A 22,591-nucleotide genomic window follows, 5' to 3' on the forward strand; every position below is an offset into this window, starting at 1 on the left:
GATCACGGGGCAGCGCTCAGCCTGCTGTGCCCCCGTCCGTACGCGAAATACACCACGATGCCGACGACCATCCAGACGCCGAAGCGCAGCCAGGTCTCGGCGGGCAGGTTGAGCATCAGCCACAGCGAGGCGAGCACCGAGACGACGGGCAGATACGGCACCAGCGGGGTGCGGAACGCGCGCGGCAGGTCGGGGCGCTGCCCGCGCAGGATGATGACGCCGAGCGCCACCACGACAAAGGCGAAGAGCGTGCCGATGTTGACCAGTTCGGCGAGTTCCGAGATGGAGGTGAAGCCCGCGACGACGGCGACGATCAGCCCGAGGAGGACGGTCGAGCGGTACGGGGTGCCGAACCGGGGATGGACTCGGGAGAAGGTCCTGGGCAGCAGCCCGTCGCGGCTCATCGCGAAGAACACCCGGGTCTGGCCGAGCAGCAGGATCATGCTGACCGAGGTGAGTCCGACCGCCGCGCCGAAGCTGATCAGGCCGGCCCAGAAGGGATGGCCGACCGATTTGAAGGCGTCGGCGAGCGGGGCGTCCACCGACAGCTCGGAGTAGTGCTGCATCCCGGTCACGACGATCGAGACGGCGACGTAGAGCACGGTGCAGATGAAGAGCGAGCCGAAGATGCCCCGGGGCACGTCGCGCTGCGGGGAGCGGGTCTCCTCGGCGGCGGTGGCGACGATGTCGAAGCCGATGAAGGCGAAGAAGACCACGGCGGCTGCGGTGAAGATCCCCATGACGCCGAAGTTCGCCGGGGTGAAACCGAAGATGAGCTGGACCAGCGGGGCGGTCAGTCCGTCGCCGGCCGGGCTGGGCTTGGACGGCGGGACGAACGGCGTGTAGTTGGCGCTGTTGACGAGGAAGGCTCCGACGACGATGACCAGCAGCACGACGGTGACCTTGATCGCGACGATGACCGTGGTGACCCGCGAGGACAGCTTCACCCCGACGATGAGGACGCAGGTCAGGGCGATTACCAGGAGAAAGGCGAGCAGGTCGAAGCCGAACTTCCCGTCATGGGTGCCGGAGAGGAAGTCCGGCAGCCCGGCCCCGGCGGTCTCCAGCAGCGAGCGCACATAGCCGGACCAGCCGACGGCGACGACCGCGCAGCCGAGCGCGAGCTCCAGCACCAGGTCCCAGCCGATGATCCAGGCGGGCAGCTCGCCGAGCGAGGCGTACGAGAAGGTGTAGGCGGATCCGGCGACCGGCACCGTCGAGGCGAACTCGGCATAGCAGAGGGCGGCCAGACCGCAGACGATCCCGGAGACGACGAAGGCGATGGCGGTGGCCGGTCCGGCATTGTCCCTGGCCACCACACCGGTCAGGACGAAGATGCCCGTCCCGATGATCACGCCGACGCCGAAGACCGTCAGATCGAGCGCGGAGAGGGTCTTCCTGAGCTGGAACTCGGGCTCCTCGGTGTCGCGGATCGACTGCTCGACGTTCTTGGTCCGGAACAAGCCGTTCCCGGCTGGTCCGGGATCCTGCTGCGTACTCACCGGCGTACCTCCGTGTGCGCGTCGTTCCGGCCATGATCGAGAGGCGTCACGGGCCCCGAACACCGGAAACTGCTTATTTCACACGGATGGGCCGGTCGGACCACCCTTGGAGGGCGCGCGGACAGGTGGGGGGTGTCCCCACCCGTCGCGCGGCCTCTCGCGGGCGGACCGGCCGGCCCGTCAGCACATCGGCGGATCGGCGAGTCGCCGGGTCGTCTGGTCGGCGGGTCGTCTGGTCGGCGGCGGGATCAGTCGCGGGCGGCCTCGGCCGGCGCGTCCATCAGCCGGCCGTCGAGCTTCGAGACCAGGCCGGTGACCTGGCGCGCGATGTCCGGTGCGGTCAGCCCGATCTCGGCCATGACCTCCTTGCGGGAGGCGTGGTCGAGGAAACGCGGCGGGATGCCGAAGTCCCGCAGCGGTACGTCGACCCCGGCGTCGCGCAGCGCCTGGGCGATCGCGGAACCGACGCCGCCGACACGGCTGTTGTCCTCGACGGTGACAACCACGCGGTGCTGCTCGGCGAGCGGTACGAGCGCCTCGTCGACCGGCTTGACCCAGCGCGGGTCGACGACCGTCGTCGAGATGCCCTGCTTGTCGAGGAGGTCGGCGATCTCCAGGCACATCGGAGCGAGCGCGCCGACGGAGACCAGCAGGACGTCCGCGGCGCCCTCCTCCGCCTTGCGCAGCACATCGACACCGCCGACGCAGCCGACGGCGGCGACCGCCGGGCCGACCGCGCCCTTGGAGAAGCGGACCACGGTCGGGGCGTCGTCGATCTCCACCGCCTCGCGGAGCTGGGCACGGACCTGGTCGGCGTCGCGCGGCGCCGCGATCCGCAGGCCGGGCACGCACTGGAGGACGGACATGTCCCACATGCCGTTGTGCGAGGCGCCGTCCGTGCCGGTGATACCGGCACGGTCGAGGACGAACGTCACACCGCAGCGGTGCAGCGCGACATCCATCAGGACCTGGTCGAAGGCGCGGTTGAGGAAGGTGGCGTACACGGCGAAGACCGGGTGCAGACCGCCGGTGGCGAGGCCCGCCGCCGAGACCGCGCCGTGCTGCTCCGCGATCCCGACGTCGTACACCCGGTCGGGGAACGCCTTGGCGAACTTGTCGAGACCGACCGGCTGGAGCATGGCCGCCGTGATCGCGACGATGTCCGGGCGCTCCGTCCCGAGCTTGACCATCTCCTCGCCGAAGACGGAGGTCCAGTCGACGCCCGAGGAGGCGATGGGCAGCCCGGTGTCGGGATGGATCTTGCCGACGGCGTGGAAACGATCCGCCTCGTCCAGCAGGGCGGGCTGGTAGCCGCGGCCCTTCTCGGTGAGGCAGTGCACGATGACGGGACCGCCGAAGCGCTTGGCGCGCAGCAGCGCGGACTCCAGGGCCTCGATGTCATGGCCGTCGATCGGGCCGACGTACTTCAGACCGAGGTCCTCGAACATGCCCTGCGGGGCGATGAAGTCCTTGAGGCCCTTCTTGGCGCCGTGCAGGGTGCCGTAGAGGGGCCTGCCGACGACCGGGGTGCGCTCCAGGAGGTCCTTGCCGCGGGCCAGGAACCGCTCATAGCCGTCGGTGGTCCGCAGGGTGGCGAGATGGTTGGCGAGCCCGCCGATGGTCGGCGCGTACGAACGCTCGTTGTCGTTGACGACGATGACGAGCGGGCGGTCCTTGGCGGCGGCGATGTTGTTCAGCGCCTCCCAGGCCATCCCTCCGGTCAGCGCGCCGTCACCGATCACCGCGACCACGTGGTCGTCCTTCTTCAGGACCTGGTTGGCCTTGGCGAAGCCGTCGGCCCAGCCCAGCACGGTGGAGGCGTGCGAGTTCTCGATGATGTCGTGGTCGGACTCGGCACGGGACGGATAGCCGGACAGGCCGCCCCTGCTCTTCAGCTTGGAGAAGTCCTGACGGCCGGTGAGCAGTTTGTGTACGTACGACTGGTGGCCCGTGTCGAAGAGGACCTTGTCCTTCGGGGAGTCGAAGACACGGTGCAGGGCGATGGTCAGCTCGACGACACCGAGATTGGGTCCGAGGTGGCCGCCGGTCTTGGAGACCGCGTCGACGAGAAATGACCGGATTTCTCCGGCCAACTGCTCAAGCTGCTCCGGGCCGAGCCGGTCCAGATCGCGTGGTCCCCTGATGTGGGTCAGCAACGCCACCCGTGCCTCCTTGCGTTTGAGCTCGTCGAGCCTGCCGATCCGCAGAGTCTAATGTTCTGTTCGCGTGCCCCGTCAGGGGGCGGTGCGTTGTACGTCACCCGATCGGCTGTAGGTACGTCATATTGACGTCACCCGGAACGCAGCCGTGCCCGGCACCCCAGGGTCGGGTGCCGGGCACGGCCCGCGGAACCGCGGTCAGGCGCGACCCGCGGTCTTCTGGGTTTTCCGGCTGACGGAGTCGATGACGACCGTGGCGAGCAGCACACCACCGGTGATCATGTACACCACGGGGGTGCCGACGCCCTCCAGGGCCAGTCCGTACTGGATCGAGACGATGACCATGACACCGAGAAGCGCGTTCCAGGTGCGGCCCCGGCCGCCGAAGAGGCTGGTGCCACCGATGACGGCCGCCGCGATGGCGTTCATCAGCAGGTCGCCGGTGCCGGCGCCCTGGTTGGCGGCGGCGATCTTGGAGGCCAGGAAGAGACCGCCGATGGCGGCGAACGTACCGGCGATCGCGTAGACCGAGATCCGGATCATCGTGACATTGATACCGGCGCGGCGGGACGCCTCGACGCTGCCACCGAGCGCGAAGACCTTGCGGCCGTACGTGGTGCGGCGCAGCACGAAGTCGGTCAGCACCAGCACCACGAGGAAGATGAGCAGTGCCAGCGGCAGGCCCTTGTACTGGTTGAACATGAACGCCGCGGCGAGGGCCACGACCGCGAGGACGGCGGTGCGCAGCACGATCTCGCTGAGCGGACGGGACGGCACACCGGCCGCCTCGCGGCGGCGGTTCTCCAGGAAGGACGTGGCGAAGAACACCACGACCGCGACGACGGCGACGCCGTAGGCGACCGCGACGTCCGAGAAGTAGTAGGTGGTCAGCTTGGCGACCACGCCTTCGGAGTCCAGGTTGATGGTGCCGTTGTCACCGAGGATCTGGAGCATGAAGCCGAGCCAGAAGAGCAGACCCGCCAGGGTGACGGCGAACGCGGGCGCGCCGACCCGGGCGAAGAAGAAGCCGTGGACCGCGCCGATCACCGCGCCGCTGACGATGGCGATCACCAGGGCCAGCCACTCGTTCATGCCGTGGCTGACGCTCAGTACGGCGACGAGCGCCCCGGACACACCGCTGACCGAGCCGACCGACAGGTCGATCTCGCCGAGCAGCAGCACGAAGACGATGCCGACGGCGATCATGCCCGTACCGACCATGGCGACGGAGATGTTGCTGATGTTCCCCGCGGTCAGGAAGTTCGAGTTGAGGCTCTGGAAGACCACGCAGATGATGATCAGGCCGATGATGACCGGTATGGAGCCCAGGTCACCGGCGCGGATCTTGCGCTTGAACTCCGAGATGTAACCGGCGAATCCCTGCTCACGCACGAGCAGCCGGGGGTCGACCACGGTGACCGCGCCGTCCGCCGCGGCCGGGGCGTCGACCGGGGCCGCACCCTGGTCGACGGGCGTGGAGGCCTTGTCGATACTCACTTCTGAACCTCCGCGTTGCGCGACGCACGGCGGGTCACGGCGTTGTCCGTGGCACCGGTGATGGCGGCGATGATCTCTTCCTGCGAGGTGGACGCGACATCGAAGACACCGTTGTTGCTGCCCAGCCTGAGGACGGCCACCTTGTCCGCGACGGCCTTGACGTCCGCCATGTTGTGGCTGATGAGAAGCACGGCGAGGCCGCGCTCCCGGAGCCGCTCGACGAGGTCGAGCACCTGGGCGGTCTGTTCGACACCCAGGGCCGCGGTCGGTTCGTCGAGGATGACGAGCTTGGGCTCGCCGAGCATGGACCGGGCGATCGCCACGGTCTGGCGCTGACCGCCGGAGAGCGAGGCGATCGGGATACGGACACTCGGGATACGGATCGACAGCGTCGTGAGCAGCTCGCGCGAGCGGCGCTCCATCTCGACCTCGTTGAGCACACCCCAGCTACGGAGTTCACGGCCCAGGTAGAGATTGCCGACGACGTCGATGTTGTCGCACAGCGCGAGGTCCTGGTAGACGGTCGCGACACCCAGGCTCTGGGCGTCGTGCGGCTTGTTGATCGAGACGGGCTTGCCTTCCCACTCGATGACACCGTCATCGATGGGGTGCACACCGGCGATGGTCTTCACCAGCGTTGATTTACCGGCGCCGTTGTCGCCCACCAGGGCGAGCACTTCACCGGCGTGGACCTCAAGCTCTACGTCGGTGAGCGCCTGGACGGCACCGAATCGCTTGGAGACCCCTCGCAACGCCAACACGGGCGTAGCGGTCACATGAACCATCTCCTTCGCCGCCTGACCGGCGGGGATGCCGCGCCAGGGGGAGAGGCGCGGAGGTTGAGCAGAAGAGAACGGGGGCGCCGGCCGCGTGACACACGCGGTCCGGCTGCCGAGGTGACGCGTTCCGTCCGGCACCCCGCCCCGGCTGCGGGGCTGTTGATGGGCGAGGTGCCGGACAGGCTTCACGGTGCCCGGGTCGCCGGGCGGACCCGGCTCTCCGGGCGGACCCGGGAGAGGAGACCTACTTCACACCGGCCGCGTCACAGGCGGCCTTGTACTGCGGGGTGCAGATCTCGTCGACCGTGTAGATGCCGTCCTTGAGGACGGTGTCGTTGATGTTGGCCTTCGTCAGCGAGACGACGGGCACGATCACCGACGGGACACCCTTGGTCGTCGGGCTGTCGACGCTGTCCTTGGCGATGGAGTCGAGCTTCTCACCCTTGGCGAGCGCGACGGCCATCTCGCCGGCGACGCTGGCCTCCTGCGGGTAGGACTTGTAGACGCTCATGAACTGCTCGCCCGAGACGATGCGCTGCACACCGGCGAGCTCGGCGTCCTGGCCGGTGACCGGCGGGAGCTTGGTGAAGCCGGCGGCCTTGAGGGCGGTGATGATACCGCCGGCCATGCCGTCATTGGCGGAGTAGACGCCGATGATCTTGTCCTTGCCCAGGGCGGAGATCGCGCCCTCCATGTTGGCGTTGGCGTTCTCCGGCTTCCACTCCTTGGTGTCGTAGCGCTTGCCGATGTTCACCTTGCCCTCGAGGACGGAGAGCGCGCCCTTCTTGAACAGCGCGGCGTTCGGGTCGGTGATGGCGCCGTTCATCATGACGATGTCGCCGCTCTTGGCCTTCGAGCCCAGCGCCTCAAGGAGGGCCGTGCCCTGGGCCTTGCCGACCGCTTCGTTGTCGAAGGAGGTGTAGGCGTCGATCGGGCCCTCGGCGAGACGGTCGTACGCGACGACGGGTATGCCGGCGTCCTTGGCCCGCTTGATCGAGCCGGCGATCGCCTTGGAGTCCACCGCGTCCACGACCAGCACGTCGACCTTGTTGGTGATCATCGTGTCGACCTGCTGGCTCTGGGTGGTCGCGTCCTGCTTGGCGTTGGCGTAAATCACCTTCGCCTTGCCGTCGGTGAGCTCGCTGACCTTCTTCTCGAAGAGCGGCTTGTCGAGCTTCTCGTACCGGGCGGTCTGGTTCTCCGGAAGGAGCAGACCGATGCTGATGTCACCGGAGGAGTTGTCCTTCTTCGGCCCGTCGGCCTTGTCGCCCGACTCCTTGGCGCTCCCACAGGCGGCGAGAGAGACAGCCATCGCGGTGGCGGCGGCGGCCACGGCAGCACGACGCATGCTTGCGTTCACTTCAAAAACCTCCCTGACGAGGCCGCGTCGTTGCGGCCGAGGTGGCTGGAAGTCAACTCGGCTCCGGGGTCAGCGTCAAGGAGTAAATCCTTAACGAGATGACAACGGTGCCATTCGTTATCTAAGTGAAGGCGGGTGTCGCGGCTGGAATGACACCATCCAAAAGGGTCGAATCGCCCATTTCGCTCAGCACCAGGGCGAGCGCCCCAAGCACTTCGGCGCGCCCGCCGAGCGCTCCGGGAAGGACCGAGAGCTGCCGTGCCGCGCTCGGGATCGCGTACCGGGAGACAGACTCCCGTATCGGCGCGAGCACCAGCTCACCAGCCTCCGCCAAATCCCCGCCCAGCACCACCCGGCTGGGGTTCAAGAGGTTGCACAGATTCGCCACGCCGCTGCCGATGTGCCGGCCGACATCGGCGACGACCCTGCGGCAGCCCGGGTCGCCGTCCCTGGCGAGCTGCACGACCCGCTCCATGGAGAGATCGGCGCCGTGGCTGGACTGGAGCAGCGGCAGGACATAGCGGGCCGCCGTGAAGGTCTCCAGGCAGCCGCGGTTGCCGCACCGGCAGACCGGGCCCGACTCGTCCAGGGTGATGTGGCCGATCTCACCGGCCGTACCCCCGGGGCCCCGGTAGATATGACCGTCTATCACCAGGCCGGCGCCGACTCCGCTGGCGACCTTGATGTACGCCAGGTCCCTGACCCCGCGGCCGCTTCCCCAGACCAGCTCGCCGAGGGCGCCGAGATTGGCATCGTTGTCGACGTACACCGGCACGCCCAGCCGGCCGGCCAGCTCGTCGCTGGGGTTGATCCCGGTCCAGCCAGGCAGGATCGAGGTGGAGCCGAGCGTGCCCGACTCGACATCGATCGGGCCCGGGACCCCGAGGCCGACACCTATCACCTTCTGACGGCTGACCCCGGTGCTCACGATCAGCCGCTCGACCAGCTCCTCGGCCCGGTCGAAGCCCTGCGCGGACGAGGCGTCGACGTCGAGGGGCTCGGACTCCTCCACCAGCACCTGGTGGGCGAGATTGCCGACGGCCACCCGCAGGTGGGTGTGGCCGAAGTCGACCCCGACGACAATGCCGGCGTCGGCGCTGAGCGAGACGCTGCGGGCCCGGCGTCCGCCCGCCGAGGTGGGCGTGACCTGGACGGTGCCGCCGTCCTTCAGTTCGCGGACGATGTTGGAGACCGTGGCCGCCGACAGTCCCGTGCCGCGGGCGATCTCCGCCTGGGTGAGCGAACCGGCCATGCGCACGGCGCGTACGACCCGCTCGAGGTTGGCCCGGTGCAGCGACGACTGCGACCCTGGAGTCTCCACGAACTCATCCACTCCCGCCCTTGGCAGACGGCACGACCGCCGCCCCCGGCCGGGGTCGCGCCAATGAGACCCCGACGTCTCTCCAACTTGTGAACCCTAAGCTCAGCCTTTCGGGCACCTCCCCGTCAAGACCTTGAGCGAGTACGGCTACGGATGAGCGACCTCGGCACACGTCGGACCAGGGATTTCGGAACACGGCGAACCGTCCGCCGGCCGGAGCAGGTGGACGGTTCGTCCGTTTTATCGCTATAGCGGCCTTTTGATCGGAAATCAGCTACTTCAGCGCTCCGGCCGTAAGACCGGCGACCACCTGGCGCTGGAAGATGATGTAGGCGGCGAGCACCGGCAGCATGGCCATCACCAGGCCGGCGAAGAGACCGGACCAGTCGCCCTTGTAGCCCTGGCTGACGGCGAGCTGCACAAGGCCCTGGGAGAGCACCTTGTGGTCCGGGTCGGTGTTCAGCACCGTGGGCAGCAGGTACTGATTCCACTGGCCGAGGAAGTTGAAGATGCCGACACTGATCAGGCCCGGCTTCGCCATCGGCAGCATCACCTGGAAGAACGTCCTGGTGTGCGAGGCACCGTCGATGATCGCCGCTTCCGCCACCGAGGTGGGCAGCGTCCGGAAGAACGCGGTGAGGAAGAAGACCGAGAACGGCAGCGAGTAGGCGATGTAGACGAGGATCAGACCGTGGATGGAGTTCAGCAGGCCCAGGTTGTTCATCACGTAGAACAGCGGGACCAGGGCGAGGATGACCGGGAAGCTCATCCCGCCGACGAACAGGTAGTAGATGAAGCGGTTCCCGGGGAACTCGAAGCGCGCCAGCACATAGGCGGCCATCGAGCTGAGCAGCAGCGTGCCCGCCAGTGAACCGGCCACCACCAGGACGGTGTTGAGGAAGTAGTCGCTCATGTGCGCCTGCGTCCAGGCCCGCGACCAGTTGTCGAAGTGCAGCGTGTCGGGCAGCGACCACGGCGAGGTGAAGATGGACCTGTCGTCCTTGAACGACGTCATCACCGCCCACAGCAGCGGCAGCACGACCAGTACGGCCCAGATGACGAGGACGCCGTGCGAGAAGACGTTGAGGACGCCGCCGCTCTTCTTCACCGCCGGAGCGGAGTCGTCCTTCTTCGCCACGACGGGCCGCGGCTCCACGGCGCCGGCCGGCGGAGGGGTGTCAGTGGTCTTCATCAGAACTCCAGCCGCTCACGTCGACCCAGCCGCATCACAATGGCGGAGAAAGCCAGCGTGACAACGAGGAGGGCGACACCGATCGTGGTCGCATAGGCCGCCTGACCGTCCCGGAACGCCTTCTGGTAGACGAACAGGATCAGGACATTGGTGGAGTCGGCCGGTCCGCCCGGTCCCACGGTCATGATCTGGACGACCGCGAAGGACTCCGCGCCCAGGGCGAGGATGCCCATGTAGACCCAGCCCGACTGCACGGTGTCCCACAGCAGCGGCAGGGTGATACGGAAGAAGGTCGTGACCCGGCTCGCGCCGTCCAGCAGCGCCGCCTCGTAGAAGTCCTTGGGGATGGAGGCCATGCCCGCGGAGAAGAGGACCACGAAGAAACCGACCTGGCTCCACACCAGGACGGCCATCACGCACCACAGCGCGAGATCCGGGTCCCCCAGCCACTCGGGCTGCACACTGTCCAGGCCGACCGCGCCGAGCGCGGAGTTGATGGCGCCGCTGTTCGGGTTGTACGCGAACTGGAAGAGCAGCGCGACGATGGCGATCGAGAGCACCTGCGGGAAGAAGTACACGATCTTGTAGAAGGAGGAGCCGCGGACGCCCGCGACGGCGGCTCCCTTCCGTCGGCGGCCGCCGACGTTCAGCATGAACGCGAAGAACAGCGCCAGGCCGAGCACCACCACCGGGAGCAGCAGCGCGAAGGTCAGGCTGTGCTGGAGGGAGCTCCAGAAGGTGTCGTCGTCGAGCATCCGCGTGTAGTTGCCGAAGCCGACCATCGTGAAGTCCGGGCTGAGACCGGTCCAGTCGGTGAACGAGTAGTAGATGGACTGGATGAACGGCCAAATGACGAACAGTGCGTACATCGCCAGTGGGACGACCAGAAAGCCCACGATAAACCGGTACTTGCCGTGTTGCATGTCTCCCGACCCCGAATCTCCGGCGGGTGCCGCCGCGCTGCCTTGGGGGGCACCGGAAGCCCCGGCGGGGCTTCCGGCCGCTTCCGCTCCTACTGGTGCTTGTAGTGCTTGATGGAGTCGTCCTTGGCCGCCGCGTCCGCGTACTCCTGGCACTTCTTGATGGCCTCGGCCGGAGTGATGCGACCGGCCATCATCTCGCCGAGCGCGCCGACGCCGATCTTCTCCTTCTGGAGTGCGACGTACCAGTCCTGGAGCCTCGGGTTCAGCACATTGGAGCCGGCCTTGGTCAGCGCGTCCACACCGGACTGCAGCGCGGTGGAGAGCGTCAGACCGTCGGTGCCGCCGTTGAAGGCGCTCAGCGACTTCACCTTGGTGGTGAAGTTCTTCGACGACGCCTCGCTCAGCATGATGCGGAGCTGCTCCATGCCGCCGTCGGGGTTCTTGGCGTTCGCCGGGACGATGAAGGGCTCACCGCCGGACGCCCAGATGGTCCCGAACGGAAGCTTGTCCGAGCTGTCCAGGCTGGACGGCGCGGCGACCTTCATCTGGAAGTCCTTCGGCGTGGTCTTCGCCGCCTCGTTCTCCACCCAGGAGCCGTTCGGGAGGAACAGCGCCTTGCCCTCGGTCCACGCGGTCTGCGACTGGGTGTGGTCGATGCCGGGCGTGCCCTTGAGGATGTAGCCCTTCTTGAACAGCTCGTAGTACGCCTCGAAGGCGGACTTCACAGCCGGGTGCTTCCAGGCGTTGGGCTCCAGGTTGTCGATGGCGTCGAGGACCTCGCGGCCACCGATCTTGCCGATGAACGGGTAGAGCGAGAACGGGAGGTAGTACGGGTACTTGCCGGCGTACGTCCAGCCGGCGATGCCCTTCTTCTTGGCCTTCTCGCAGAGGGCCAGCATCGCGTCCCAGTCCTCGGGGTACTCCGCGTCGAGCTTGTCCAGGGCGGTCTGCGAATACCACACGCCGTACACGGTGTAGGCGTAGTACATGATCCACACCGGGTCGCCGTCGAACTGGCCCATCTCCAGGACACCGGGGCGCAGCGTGTCACGGACCTTCTTGTTCGGGTCGTCGAACGACGGGGCGTCCATCAGGGGTGTGAGGTCGGCGAGTTGCTTCTTGCCGACGAGAACGCCCATGTCCATCTGCTCGGCGCCCGAGTTGTCGATCAGGTCGGGCGGGGTGCCGCCGTTGAAGCGGGGCTGGAGCTCGGACTGGATCTTCTGGGTCGGGGTGAACTTCACCTTCGCCTTCGGGAAGGCGTTCGTGTACTGCTTGACGGCGTCGGTGGCGTACTCGGTGCCGAATCCGCCGTCGAACAGGACGAAGTCGAGCGGCGCGGTCTCGTTCACCCCGAGCGGGTTCTTCCCGGACGTCTTCCCTTTTTCGACCTTCTGGTCAGTCCCGCTGTCACTGCTCGCACACGAGGCCAGGAAGCTCATCGTCGGGACGGTGATCAGGCCGATCGCGGCAGAACGCTTGATCACATCGCGACGGCCAAGGCCCTCGTTGCTCTGAGCGGAGGTGGATCCCATGCTCAAGTCCTCGCCTTCTCCAGGACTCAGGCGGTGTACCGGTCGCCCGTCCTTCTCGCCTGAGGCGAAGGGCCCCGCCACCGCGGTCAAATGAAGCTGGGTGGTGCAGGATTGCCGTGCTCGAATACGTCGCTTGATCGATCACAGGGGGAGAACTGCCTGAATGGAACCGGCCAAGGGCGGGCAGAGCCCTCCCCCGCCGTCCCTGCCCCCTGGTCCGCCGCCTCGGTAAACGCCAGGGGCTGACGCCGACAGGTATAGTCCACTTCCCGTCAACTGAGCAAGATCGAAAGCAGGTTTGGACAGCAGTCTTTCCCTAGTTGAGACCTCGCGGATATCTGGGCCGGTGTGTACTCATTCGACCGTCTCGGCTTCTCCGGAATGACCGATTCTGGCACTCGGACCCCGCGTGACCTCTCCAATACCCTTGACACCACTGCACACTTGCTTCCTACTGGACCCTGCGCTCACGTTTGACAACGTTGTCCAACTGATTACGCAGGAGGAATGGCTCGTATGCAGCAGAGAACCCGCGCCCGGCGCAGACAATGGCATACGGCCGCCCTGGTGGCGGCCGCTTCGCTGCTTGTCGTGACTGCCCAGTCCGCCGCTATAGCACAACCCAGCCAACCCCGCCCGGCGGAAAAGGAATTCACCTCCTCTTTCGAGGAAGACGAACCTCAGCCGGACTGGCGCAACACCGTCGAAGTGGGGCCCCGGGGCGACAAGCGGGCATCCGGTGTCGATGGCGGCTTCACCGCCGGAATTCCGGGCAATGTCACCGACAAGGTCGTGGATCTGCGCGCGAGCGACGAGAACACGGGCGGTGGCGAGACCAAGGAGAACCTGGTCGATGTCCAGTCGGCCACGAAGTGGCTGGCGTTCGAGCGGACCGCCTGGATCGAGTTCGATCTGGACGCACCGGTCAAGGTCGTGACGTACGCGCTGACCTCGGCGAACGATCACGCGGAGCGCGACCCCAGGGACTGGACGCTCCAGGGCTCCGCCGACGGCAAGGAGTGGAAGGACCTGGACACCAGGAAGGGCGAGACCTTCGGGGAGCGCTTCCAGACCAAGTCCTACGACATAGCCGGGTCCACCGCCTACCAGCACTACCGGCTGGACATCACCGCGAACAACGGCGGTACGGACGCGACCCAGTTGGCCGACGTCCAGTTCTCGAACGGTGACACGGAGGCCCCGGCCCCGCAGGACATGCGCACCCAGGTGGACCGCGGCCCGTCCGGCTCCCCCACCGCCAAGTCCAGCGTCGGATTCACCGGCAAGAAGGCGCTGAAGTACGCCGGTACGCACACGCCTGACGGGCGCGCGTACTCGTACAACAAGGTCTTCGACGTGAACACGGCCGTGCGGCGCGACACCGCGCTCTCGTACCGGATCTACCCCTCCCTCCCGGAGACGGATCTGAACTACCCGGCCACCAATGTCGCGGTCGACCTCGCCTTCACCGACGGCACCTATCTGAGTGACCTGAAGGCCCTCGACTCCCACGGCGGGCTGCTGACCCCGCAGGGCCAGGGCGCCGCCAAGCAGCTCTACGTCAACCAGTGGAACCAGGTCGACTCCCGGATCGGGTCGGTCGCGGCCGGCAAGACCGTCGACCGGATCCTGGTGGCGTACGACTCGCCGAAGGGCCCCGCGAGCTTCCAGGGCTGGATCGACGACATCACCCTGGCGCCGAAGGCACCGGAGAAGCGGCTCGCGCACCTCGCGGACTACGCGTCCACCGTCCGCGGCACCAACTCCAGCGGTTCCTTCTCCCGCGGCAACACCTTCCCGGCCACGGCGGTCCCGAACGGCTTCAACTTCTGGACGCCGGTGACCAACGCCGGTTCCGACAGTTGGCTGTACGAGTACGCCCGCGCCAACAATGCCGACAACCTGCCGACTGTGCAGGCGTTCAGCGCCAGCCATGAGCCGAGCCCCTGGATGGGCGACCGGCAGACCTTCCAGGTGATGCCGTCGGTGGCCCCGGGTACGCCCGACGCCTCCCGCACGGCACGGGCGCTGCCCTTCCGGCACGAGAACGAGACGGCGAAGCCGCACTACTACGGTGTGACGTTCGAGAACGGTCTCAAGGCCGAGATGACCCCGACCGACCACGCGGCGATGATGCGCTTCACCTATCCGGGTGAGGACGCAAGCGTCATATTCGACAACATCACGAATGCCGGCGGGCTGACCCTCGATCCGGAGACCCGTTCCTTCACCGGTTTCTCGGACGTCAAGAGCGGTCTTTCGACGGGAGCGACGCGGCTTTTCGTATACGGCGTCTTCGACGCGTCCGTCACGGCGAGCGGCAGGCTCACCGGCGGCGGCGGCCCGGATGTCACGGGGTATCTCCGCTTCGACGCCGGCAAGGACAGGACCGTCACCCTGCGCCTGGCGACCTCGCTGATCAGCGTCGACCAGGCGAAGAAGAACCTCGCCGACGAGATCCCGGCCGCCCGCCGCTTCGACCAGGTCCAGAACCAGGCGCGGACCGCGTGGGACGGCCTGCTGGGCAAGGTGGAGGTCGAGGGCGCGGACCACGACCAGCTCACCACGCTCTACTCCAGCCTCTACCGGCTCTACCTGTATCCCAACTCCGGTTTCGAGAACACCGGCACGAAGTCCCGTCCCAAGCAGCAGTACGCGAGCCCGTTCTCGGCGGGGACCGGCCCGAACACCCCGACGCAGACGGGTGCGAAGATCGTCGACGGCGAGATGTACGTCAACAACGGCTTCTGGGACACCTACCGGACCACCTGGCCGGCCTACTCCTTCCTCACTCCGAAGAAGGCGGGCAAGCTGGTTGACGGCTTTGTGCAGCAGTACAAGGACGGCGGCTGGATCTCCCGCTGGTCCTCGCCGGGCTATGCCGACCTGATGACCGGCACCAGCTCGGACGTGGCGTTCGCGGACGCCTATGTCAAGGGCGTCGACTTCGACGCCGAGGCGGCGTACGAGGCCGCGCTGAAGAACGCGACGGTGGCGCCGCCCAGTTCGGGAGTCGGCCGCAAGGGCATGGAGACCTCGCCCTTCACCGGCTACGCCTCCACCGAGACCCACGAGGGCCTGTCCTGGTCGCTGGAGGGTTATCTCAACGACTACGGCCTGGCGAAGATGGGCCAGGCGCTCTACAAGAAGACCAAGAAGGAGCGCTACAAGGAGGAGTCGGAGTACTTCCTCAACCGCGCGCAGAACTACGTCTCGCTCTTCGACTCGAAGGCCGGCTTCTTCCAGGGGCGGGACCTGAAGGGCGACTGGCGGGTCCCGTCGGACCAGTACGACCCGCGCGTATGGGGCTACGACTACACCGAGACCAATGGCTGGGGATACGCGTTCACGGCGGTCCAGGACAGCCGCGGTCTCGCCAATCTCTACGGCGGCCGGTCGGGTCTGGCGAAGAAGCTGGACACCTACTTCTCGACGCCCGAGACCGCCTCGTCGGAGTTCGCCGGCTCGTACGGCGGGATCATCCATGAGATGACCGAGGCGCGCGACGTACGGATGGGCATGTACGGCCATTCCAACCAGGTCGCCCACCATGTCGCGTACATGTACGACGCGGCGTCGCAGCCCTGGAAGACCCAGGAGAAGGTCCGCGAGGTCCTCTCCCGTCTCTACACCGGCAGCGAGATAGGCCAGGGCTACCACGGCGACGAGGACAACGGTGAGCAGTCGGGCTGGTACCTCTTCTCCGCGCTGGGCTTCTATCCGCTGGTGATGGGCAGCGGTGAGTACGCGATCGGCTCACCGCTCTTCACCAAGGCGACGGTACATCTGGAGAACGGCCGCAAGCTGGTCGTCAAGGCCCCCAGGAACAGCGCCAAGAACATCTATGTCCAGGGGCTGAAGGTCAACGGCAAGTCCTGGAACTCCACGGCGCTCCCGCACGACCTGCTCGAACACGGCGCCACGCTGGAGTTCGCGATGGGCTCCAAGCCGTCGTCCTGGGGCACCGGCAAGGACGCGGCGCCGGTCTCCATCACCAAGGACGACCAGGTCCCGGCGCCCCGCGCCGACGCGCTGACCGCGTCGGGCCCGCTCTTCGACAACTCCTCCCGCACGGAGGCGCCCGTCGAGTCGGTGGACCTGCCGGTCGCCTCGGCGACCCGCGCCGTCCAGTACACGCTGACATCGTCGGCGGCGGACCGGGCGCCGGGCGGCTGGGTGCTCCAGGGCTCCGCCGACGGCTCGGCCTGGAAGACGCTGGACACCCGGTCCGGTCAGTCCTTCGCCTGGGACAAGCAGACCCGGGTGTTCACCGTGGCAAAGCCGGGCACATACGCCAAGTACCGCCTGGTGAGCACGGAACCGTCGGCACTGGCGGAGGTGGAACTCCTCAGGTAGTCCACGGTCGTTGATCGCTGACAGGGCCACCGGCGCGCGCCGGTGGCCCTGTCGGCTTCCGCGCGGTGGGGGCTCCGGTCAGTCCTCCGCCGGGCGGCTGTAGGCGCCGTACCACCAGATCCGGGCGAGCTCGCGGGCGAAGGCCGCGTCGCCACTGCCGTCGTCGACACCGATGTGATGGGCGATCGCCTGTTCGCCGCCCCAGACGATCACCCGGCTCGCGGCGACCGGATCAAGATCGGCGGGGGTGCGGCCCGCGCTCTGCTGCGCGCGCAGCACCTCGATGACCCGGTTCTCGAAGTCGTCGAGGTCCGAGGTGTAGAAATCGCGTACGGCGGGATCGTAGGCCGCGATCTCGCTGATCGCCGACAGCACGGTGAAGTGCTTCCGGTGCGAGGCGATGACTTCCTCGAACACCTGGGCAAGGCGGTCGACTCCGCCGGAGGGGCCCGTCGGCTCCCAGACCACGCCCATGGTGAAGTGGCTCTCCCTGAGCGTGTCCGCGAGCCGGGACAGCAGGTCCGACTTGTCGCGGAAATGCACATAGAAGGTGGAGCGCGCGATGTCCGCCTCGGTGATGATCCGCTGCACGCTGATCTCCGTGAAGCTCATTCCCTGAGCCAGCAGCCGCTCCACCGCCGCGATCACCTGGGCCTCGACCACACTGCGGCGTTCTGGACCGGGGGAAGGAGCGCGGGTGATCGAAGGCATGCCGGGATTCTAAGGGCTGTCCCGCCGGTCCACCGGCCGCTCCCGCCCGCACGTCGGACATCCTGTCGGACACTGTGTTCGATCGAATGTTACGTTGAGGGCCCCGCGCGCGATCGGCGCGCGGCGCGCACCGGCGCGTCACGTCACGTCACGTCACCGGACGGGGTCACTGGACGTGCGCGGTCGACTACAGCAGGGAGCAACCGTGGAGTACCGACAGCTCGGCAGCACCGGCGTCTATGTGTCAGCGATCTCGCTGGGGACGATGACCTTCGGCGGCCCGCCCGATCACCCCATCTGGGGCCTGGTCGGAGCGCTTCCGCTGGAGGAGTCGGACAAGATCCTCGGCACGGCTCTCGACGCCGGTGTCAATCTCATCGACACCGCCGACGGATACGGCGACGGTGAGTGCGAGGAGATCCTCGGCAAGCTGCTGGGCTCCCGCCGCAGCGACGTCGTGCTGACCACCAAGCTCGCCTCGCGCATGGGGCCGGGCCCCAATGACGTGGGGCTGAGCCGGCTGGCCGTCATGCGGGGGCTGGAGAACAGCCTGCGCAGACTGAACACCGACTACATCGACCTGTATCAGATACACACCTTCGATTCGCTGACCGCGCTGGAGGAGACGCTGACCGCGCTCGACGACGCCGTGCGTCAGGGCAAGGTCCGCTACATCGGCGCGAGCAATCTCACCGCCTGGCAGACGATGAAGGCGCTGGGCATCTCCGAGCGCCGGGGACTGGCCAGGTTCGCGGCCCTGGAGTCGTACTACTCCCTGGCCGGACGGGACATCGAGGCCGAGATCCTGCCCATGGCGAGGGACCAGGAGCTGGGACATCTGATCTACAGCCCGCTCGCGGGCGGACTGCTGTCGGGCAAGTTCGACCGGAACGGCGCCGCCGACGCCTCGGCTCGCCGCAGCAAGGCCGACCGGCCCCCGGTGGACCGGGACCGGGCCTACGACATCATCGACTGTCTGCGGGCCATAGCCGAGCGCCACAACAGCGGTGTGGCGCGGGTGGCCGTGGCCTGGGTGCTCGCACAGCCCGGCGTGACCAGCGTCATTCTCGGCGCCCGGCGGCCGGAGCAGCTCGCCGAGACCCTGGGAGCTCTCGAACTGGAGCTGACCGAACAGGATCTCGCGGAACTCGACGCCGTGAGCAGCCCGGTCGTCCCCGCCTATCCGCGGTACATGCAGGAGGAGTACCTGCGGTACCAGCGTCTCCCGCAGAGCTGACGGAGCACTCCGGCGCCGGGAAACACGGCGCGGAGACACGGAGGGGCCGTAGCCCGCGTCGCGCGGGGTACGGCCCCTCCGTGTGAGCGCCGGGCCTACTTGCGGATCAGGCTGCGCAGCACGTACTGCATGATGCCGCCGTTGCGGTAGTAGTCCGCCTCACCGGGGGTGTCGATGCGGACCACCGCGTCGAACTCCACACCGGTGTCCGTGGTCACCTTGACCGTGCGCGGGGTGGTGCCGTTGTTCAGTTCCGTCACGCCGGTGAAGGAGAAGGTCTCCTCGCCGGTCAGGCCCAGGGACTGCGCCGAGGCGCCCTCCGGGTACTGGAGCGGGAGCACGCCCATGCCGATCAGGTTCGAGCGGTGGATGCGCTCGTACGACTCGGCGATGACGGCCTTCACGCCGAGCAGCGCGGTGCCCTTCGCGGCCCAGTCGCGGGACGAGCCCGAGCCGTACTCCTTGCCCGCCAGGACGACCAGCGGGGTGCCGGCGGCCTGGTAGTTCTGGGAGGCGTCGTAGATGAAGGAGACCGGGCCGTCCTCGACGGTGAAGTCGCGGGTGTAGCCGCCCTCGGTGCCCGGCGCGATCTGGTTGCGCAGGCGGATGTTGGCGAAGGTGCCACGGATCATGACCTCGTGGTTGCCGCGGCGGGAACCGTACGAGTTGAAGTCGCGGCGCTCGACACCGTGCTCCGTGAGGTACGTGCCGGCCGGGGTGTCGGCCTTGATCGCACCGGCCGGGGAGATGTGGTCGGTGGTGACCGAGTCGCCCAGCTTGGCGAGCACGCGGGCGCCGGTGATGTCGGCGACCGGGGTGGTCTCCATCGTCATGCCCTCGAAGTACGGGGGCTTACGGACGTAGGTGGACTGCGGGTCCCACTCGAAGGTGTTGCCGGTGGGGATCGGCAGCGCCTGCCACTGGGCGTCGCCCGCGAAGACGTCCTGGTAGGACTTGTTGAACATGTCCTCGCCGATGGCGTTGGCCACGACGTCGTTGACCTCGGCCTCGGTGGGCCAGATGTCCTTGAGGTAGACCGGGCTGCCGTCCTGGTCGATGCCCAGGGCGTCCTTGGTGATGTCCACCTTCATGGAGCCCGCGAGGGCGTACGCGACGACCAGCGGCGGAGACGCCAGGTAGTTCATCTTGACGTCCGGGTTGATCCGGCCCTCGAAGTTGCGGTTGCCGGAGAGCACCGAGGTGACGGCCAGGTCGTGCTCGTTGACGGCCTTGGAGACCTCTTCCGGCAGCGGTCCCGAGTTGCCGATGCAGGTGGTGCAGCCGTAGCCGACGAGGTTGAAGCCGACCTTGTCGAGGTACGGGGTGAGACCCGCCTTGTCGAAGTAGTCGGTGACGACCTTGGAGCCCGGCGCCAGCGTGGTCTTGACCCACGGCTTGCGGGTCAGCCCCTTCTCCACCGCCTTCTTGGCCACCAGCGCGGCGGCGACCATGACGTACGGGTTCGAGGTGTTGGTGCAGGAGGTGATCGCGGCGACGGTGACGGCGCCGTGGTCGATCTCGTACGTCGAGCCGTCGGGGGCCGTGACGGTGGTCGGCCGGGTCGGCACGCCGTTGGCGGAGGCGGGCGCGTCGGAGGCCGGGAAGGACTCCTTGCCCGCCTCCTCGTCGTCGGTGACGTAGTTGCGGACGTCCTGCGCGAACTTCTGCTTGGCCTCGGCCAGGATGATGCGGTCCTGGGGGCGCTTGGGGCCGGCGATGGACGGGACGACCGTGGAGAGGTCGAGCTCCAGCTTCTCGGAGAAGTCGGGCTCGGCGGCCGGGTCGAGCCAGAGGCCCTGCTCCTTGGCGTACGCCTCGACCAGGGCGACCTGCTGGTCGCTGCGGCCGGTCAGACGCAGGTACTTCAGCGTCTCGTCGTCGATCGGGAAGATCGCGGCGGTCGAGCCGAACTCCGGCGACATGTTGCCGATGGTGGCGCGGTTCGCGAGGGAGGTCGCGGCGACGCCCTCACCGTAGAACTCGACGAACTTGCCGACGACGCCGTGCTTGCGCAGCATCTCGGTGATCGTGAGGACCAGGTCGGTGGCGGTGGTGCCGGCGGGCAGCTCGCCGGTCAGCTTGAAGCCGACCACGCGCGGGATGAGCATCGAGACCGGCTGACCGAGCATCGCGGCCTCGGCCTCGATGCCGCCGACGCCCCAGCCCAGCACACCGAGGCCGTTGACCATGGTGGTGTGCGAGTCGGTGCCGACCAGGGTGTCCGGGTACGCCTGGCCGTTGCGGACCATGACCGTCCGGGCGAGGTGCTCGATGTTCACCTGGTGGACGATGCCGGTGCCGGGCGGAACGACCTTGAACTCGTCGAAGGCGGTCTGGCCCCAGCGCAGGAACTGGTAGCGCTCCTTGTTGCGGCCGTACTCCAGCTCCACGTTCTGCGCGAAGGACTCCGGCGTGCCGAACTTGTCGGCGATGACGGAGTGGTCGATGACCAGCTCGGCCGGGGCCAGCGGGTTGATCTTGGCCGGGTCCCCGCCCAGCTCCTTCACGGCCTCACGCATGGTCGCGAGGTCCACGACACACGGCACACCGGTGAAGTCCTGCATGATCACGCGCGCCGGGGTGAACTGGATCTCCTGGCTCGGCTGCGCCTGGGAGTCCCAGCCGCCGACGGCGCGGATGTGGTCGGCGGTGATGTTCGCGCCGTCCTCGGTGCGGAGCAGGTTCTCCAGCAGCACCTTCAGGCTGTAAGGGAGGCGCGCGGAGCCCTCGACCTTGTCCAGCTTGAAGATCTCGTACGACTCGTCGCCCACGCGCAGCGTGCTGCGGGCGTCGAAGCTGTTCGCCGACACGACAGTCTCCTTCATCAATGTGCGCGTACTACCGCGATCTTGCCGCCACGACTCGTCGTCGATGCGCTAAGGTAAGGCTTAGTTAGGTAACCCTTACCGAGTGGCGGCCACGGTACGCCTTCGCAGGTATCTCGATGTCGAGATAACTCTAGTACATGCCCCCTGCGCGGTCATGTCCAGGCCCGTGCGTTTGTTCTGTTCCGTGGGGCCGGAAAGCGCCCGCGGCACGGACGGCCTTGGCCCACGCGCCCCCGAACTCGGCGCCTTTCCGGCGGACGCCTCGGCGGGAAGAGCAAGGCGCCGAGTTCGGGAGCGAGCACGTGTCTCGGGGCTTACGAGCGGCAGGTACACGTCACCGCAGTAGTGTGCGCGCATGACTCCGCAGGCGTATCTGTCCGAACTGTTCTCGCTGGAGGGCCGGATCGCCGTGGTGACCGGCGGAAGTTCCGGCATCGGCCGGGCCGTCACCGAGGCCCTCGCGCGGGCGGGCGCGAGTGTGGTCATGGTGGCGCGCGGGGAGGCGGAGTTGGCCGCCGCGGCCGGTGAACTCGGTGACCAGGGCTGCCGGGCCGCCTGGGTGAGCGCCGACCTGAGCACCCGCGACGGCTCGCGCGCGGCGGCCGAAGGGGCGGTCGAGGCATTCGGGGAGCCCGACATCCTCGTCAACTGCGCCGGGGTCAACCTGCGCCCGCCGATGGGCGAGCTGGGCGAGGACGTGTGGGACACAACGATGGCGGTGAACCTGGAGGCGCCGTATCTGCTGGGACAGCGGTTCGGTCCCGGCATGGCCGAACGCGGCTTCGGGCGGATCATCCACATCACCTCCCAGCAGGCACATCGGGCGTTCCTTCAGAGCGGTGCCTACGGTGTCTCCAAGGGAGCGCTGGAGTCGCTGGCCCGTTCCCAGGCCGAGGCGTGGTCGCCGTACGGAGTCACCTGCAACACGCTGGTGCCGGGGTTTGTGATGACACCCCTCAACGAGCGGCTGTCGTCCGACCCGGAGAAGGTGGCGGCGCTGGCCGCACGCACGATGACCGGACGGAACGGGCTGGCCGAGGACTTCGCCGGCGCGGCGGTCTTCCTGGCGAGCCGCGCCTCCGGCTACATCACCGGGCAGTCGATCTTCGTTGACGGCGGGTTCTCCGTCCACTGAGCGTCACTCCTCGGATCACGGCCGCCCGGGAGACCGGGCCGGACTCCGCTCGCCGG

14 protein-coding genes are annotated in these 22,591 nt (G+C 67.7%); 3 read left to right on the plus strand and 11 right to left on the minus strand.

What is annotated here, in order from left to right; translation table 11 throughout:
* Positions 1-2: 2 nt before the first annotated feature.
* The 9 genes from ABZ707_RS05825 to ngcE form a co-directional block, all read right to left on the minus strand.
* Complete coding sequence (locus ABZ707_RS05825; protein ID WP_360168329.1) at positions 3-1,502, minus strand: amino acid permease; 1,500 nt, start codon at positions 1,500-1,502, stop codon at positions 3-5.
* A 248-nt stretch (positions 1,503-1,750) separates the two neighbouring features.
* Complete coding sequence (gene dxs, locus ABZ707_RS05830) at positions 1,751-3,664, minus strand: 1-deoxy-D-xylulose-5-phosphate synthase (RefSeq protein WP_360168332.1); 1,914 nt, start codon at positions 3,662-3,664, stop codon at positions 1,751-1,753.
* Positions 3,665-3,859: 195 nt separating this feature from the next.
* Complete coding sequence (locus ABZ707_RS05835) at positions 3,860-5,152, minus strand: sugar ABC transporter permease (protein WP_360168465.1); 1,293 nt, start codon at positions 5,150-5,152, stop codon at positions 3,860-3,862.
* A gap of 2 nt (positions 5,153-5,154) precedes the next feature.
* Positions 5,155-5,943, minus strand: coding sequence for an ATP-binding cassette domain-containing protein (locus ABZ707_RS05840; RefSeq protein ID WP_360168335.1), 789 nt, complete (start codon positions 5,941-5,943; stop codon positions 5,155-5,157).
* A gap of 238 nt (positions 5,944-6,181) precedes the next feature.
* Positions 6,182-7,285 carry a substrate-binding domain-containing protein gene (locus ABZ707_RS05845; protein WP_360168468.1) on the minus strand — a complete coding sequence of 368 codons (1,104 nt, stop codon included), beginning with the start codon at positions 7,283-7,285 and terminating at the stop codon, positions 6,182-6,184.
* A gap of 133 nt (positions 7,286-7,418) precedes the next feature.
* The gene (locus ABZ707_RS05850; protein WP_360168338.1) at positions 7,419-8,618 is read right to left on the minus strand and encodes an ROK family transcriptional regulator; all 1,200 of its coding nucleotides are present in this window, start codon (positions 8,616-8,618) and stop codon (positions 7,419-7,421) included.
* Positions 8,619-8,892: 274 nt separating this feature from the next.
* Entirely contained in the window at positions 8,893-9,810 is a 918-nt protein-coding gene (locus ABZ707_RS05855; RefSeq protein WP_360168341.1) for a carbohydrate ABC transporter permease, read from the minus strand.
* Complete coding sequence (locus ABZ707_RS05860; protein ID WP_360168344.1) at positions 9,810-10,733, minus strand: sugar ABC transporter permease; 924 nt, start codon at positions 10,731-10,733, stop codon at positions 9,810-9,812. Before ABZ707_RS05860 ends, ABZ707_RS05855 begins: the two co-directional genes overlap by 1 nt.
* 89 nt (positions 10,734-10,822) lie before the next feature.
* Positions 10,823-12,268 (minus strand): N-acetylglucosamine/diacetylchitobiose ABC transporter substrate-binding protein, encoded by a 1,446-nt coding sequence (gene ngcE, locus ABZ707_RS05865; protein ID WP_360168347.1) that lies wholly within the window; start codon positions 12,266-12,268, stop codon positions 10,823-10,825.
* Between the two features lie 516 nt (positions 12,269-12,784).
* Between ngcE and ABZ707_RS05870 the strand changes: the two genes are divergently transcribed.
* On the plus strand, positions 12,785-16,624 hold the full coding sequence (locus tag ABZ707_RS05870) for a GH92 family glycosyl hydrolase (protein WP_360168350.1): 3,840 nt from the start codon (positions 12,785-12,787) through the stop codon (positions 16,622-16,624).
* 78 nt (positions 16,625-16,702) lie between these two features.
* On the opposite strand, the gene ABZ707_RS05875 is transcribed toward ABZ707_RS05870, so the two are convergent.
* Positions 16,703-17,335, minus strand: coding sequence for a TetR/AcrR family transcriptional regulator (locus ABZ707_RS05875; RefSeq protein ID WP_360168353.1), 633 nt, complete (start codon positions 17,333-17,335; stop codon positions 16,703-16,705).
* A 205-nt stretch (positions 17,336-17,540) separates the two neighbouring features.
* Here ABZ707_RS05875 and ABZ707_RS05880 point away from each other — a divergent pair, with 205 nt between their 5' ends.
* The gene (locus tag ABZ707_RS05880) at positions 17,541-18,572 is read left to right on the plus strand and encodes an aldo/keto reductase (protein ID WP_360168357.1); all 1,032 of its coding nucleotides are present in this window, start codon (positions 17,541-17,543) and stop codon (positions 18,570-18,572) included.
* A 95-nt stretch (positions 18,573-18,667) separates the two neighbouring features.
* Here the strand turns inward: ABZ707_RS05880 and acnA are convergent, their stop codons facing one another.
* Positions 18,668-21,382 carry an aconitate hydratase AcnA gene (acnA, locus tag ABZ707_RS05885; protein ID WP_360168360.1) on the minus strand — a complete coding sequence of 905 codons (2,715 nt, stop codon included), beginning with the start codon at positions 21,380-21,382 and terminating at the stop codon, positions 18,668-18,670.
* Positions 21,383-21,755: 373 nt separating this feature from the next.
* Between acnA and ABZ707_RS05890 the strand changes: the two genes are divergently transcribed.
* Positions 21,756-22,535: an SDR family oxidoreductase gene (locus ABZ707_RS05890; RefSeq protein ID WP_360168363.1), complete on the plus strand. Its 780-nt coding sequence runs from the start codon at positions 21,756-21,758 to the stop codon at positions 22,533-22,535.
* Positions 22,536-22,591: the final 56 nt, after the last annotated feature.

It is taken from the genome of Streptomyces sp. NPDC006923 (assembly GCF_040635655.1).
Taxonomy (GTDB): Bacteria; Actinomycetota; Actinomycetes; order Streptomycetales; family Streptomycetaceae; genus Streptomyces.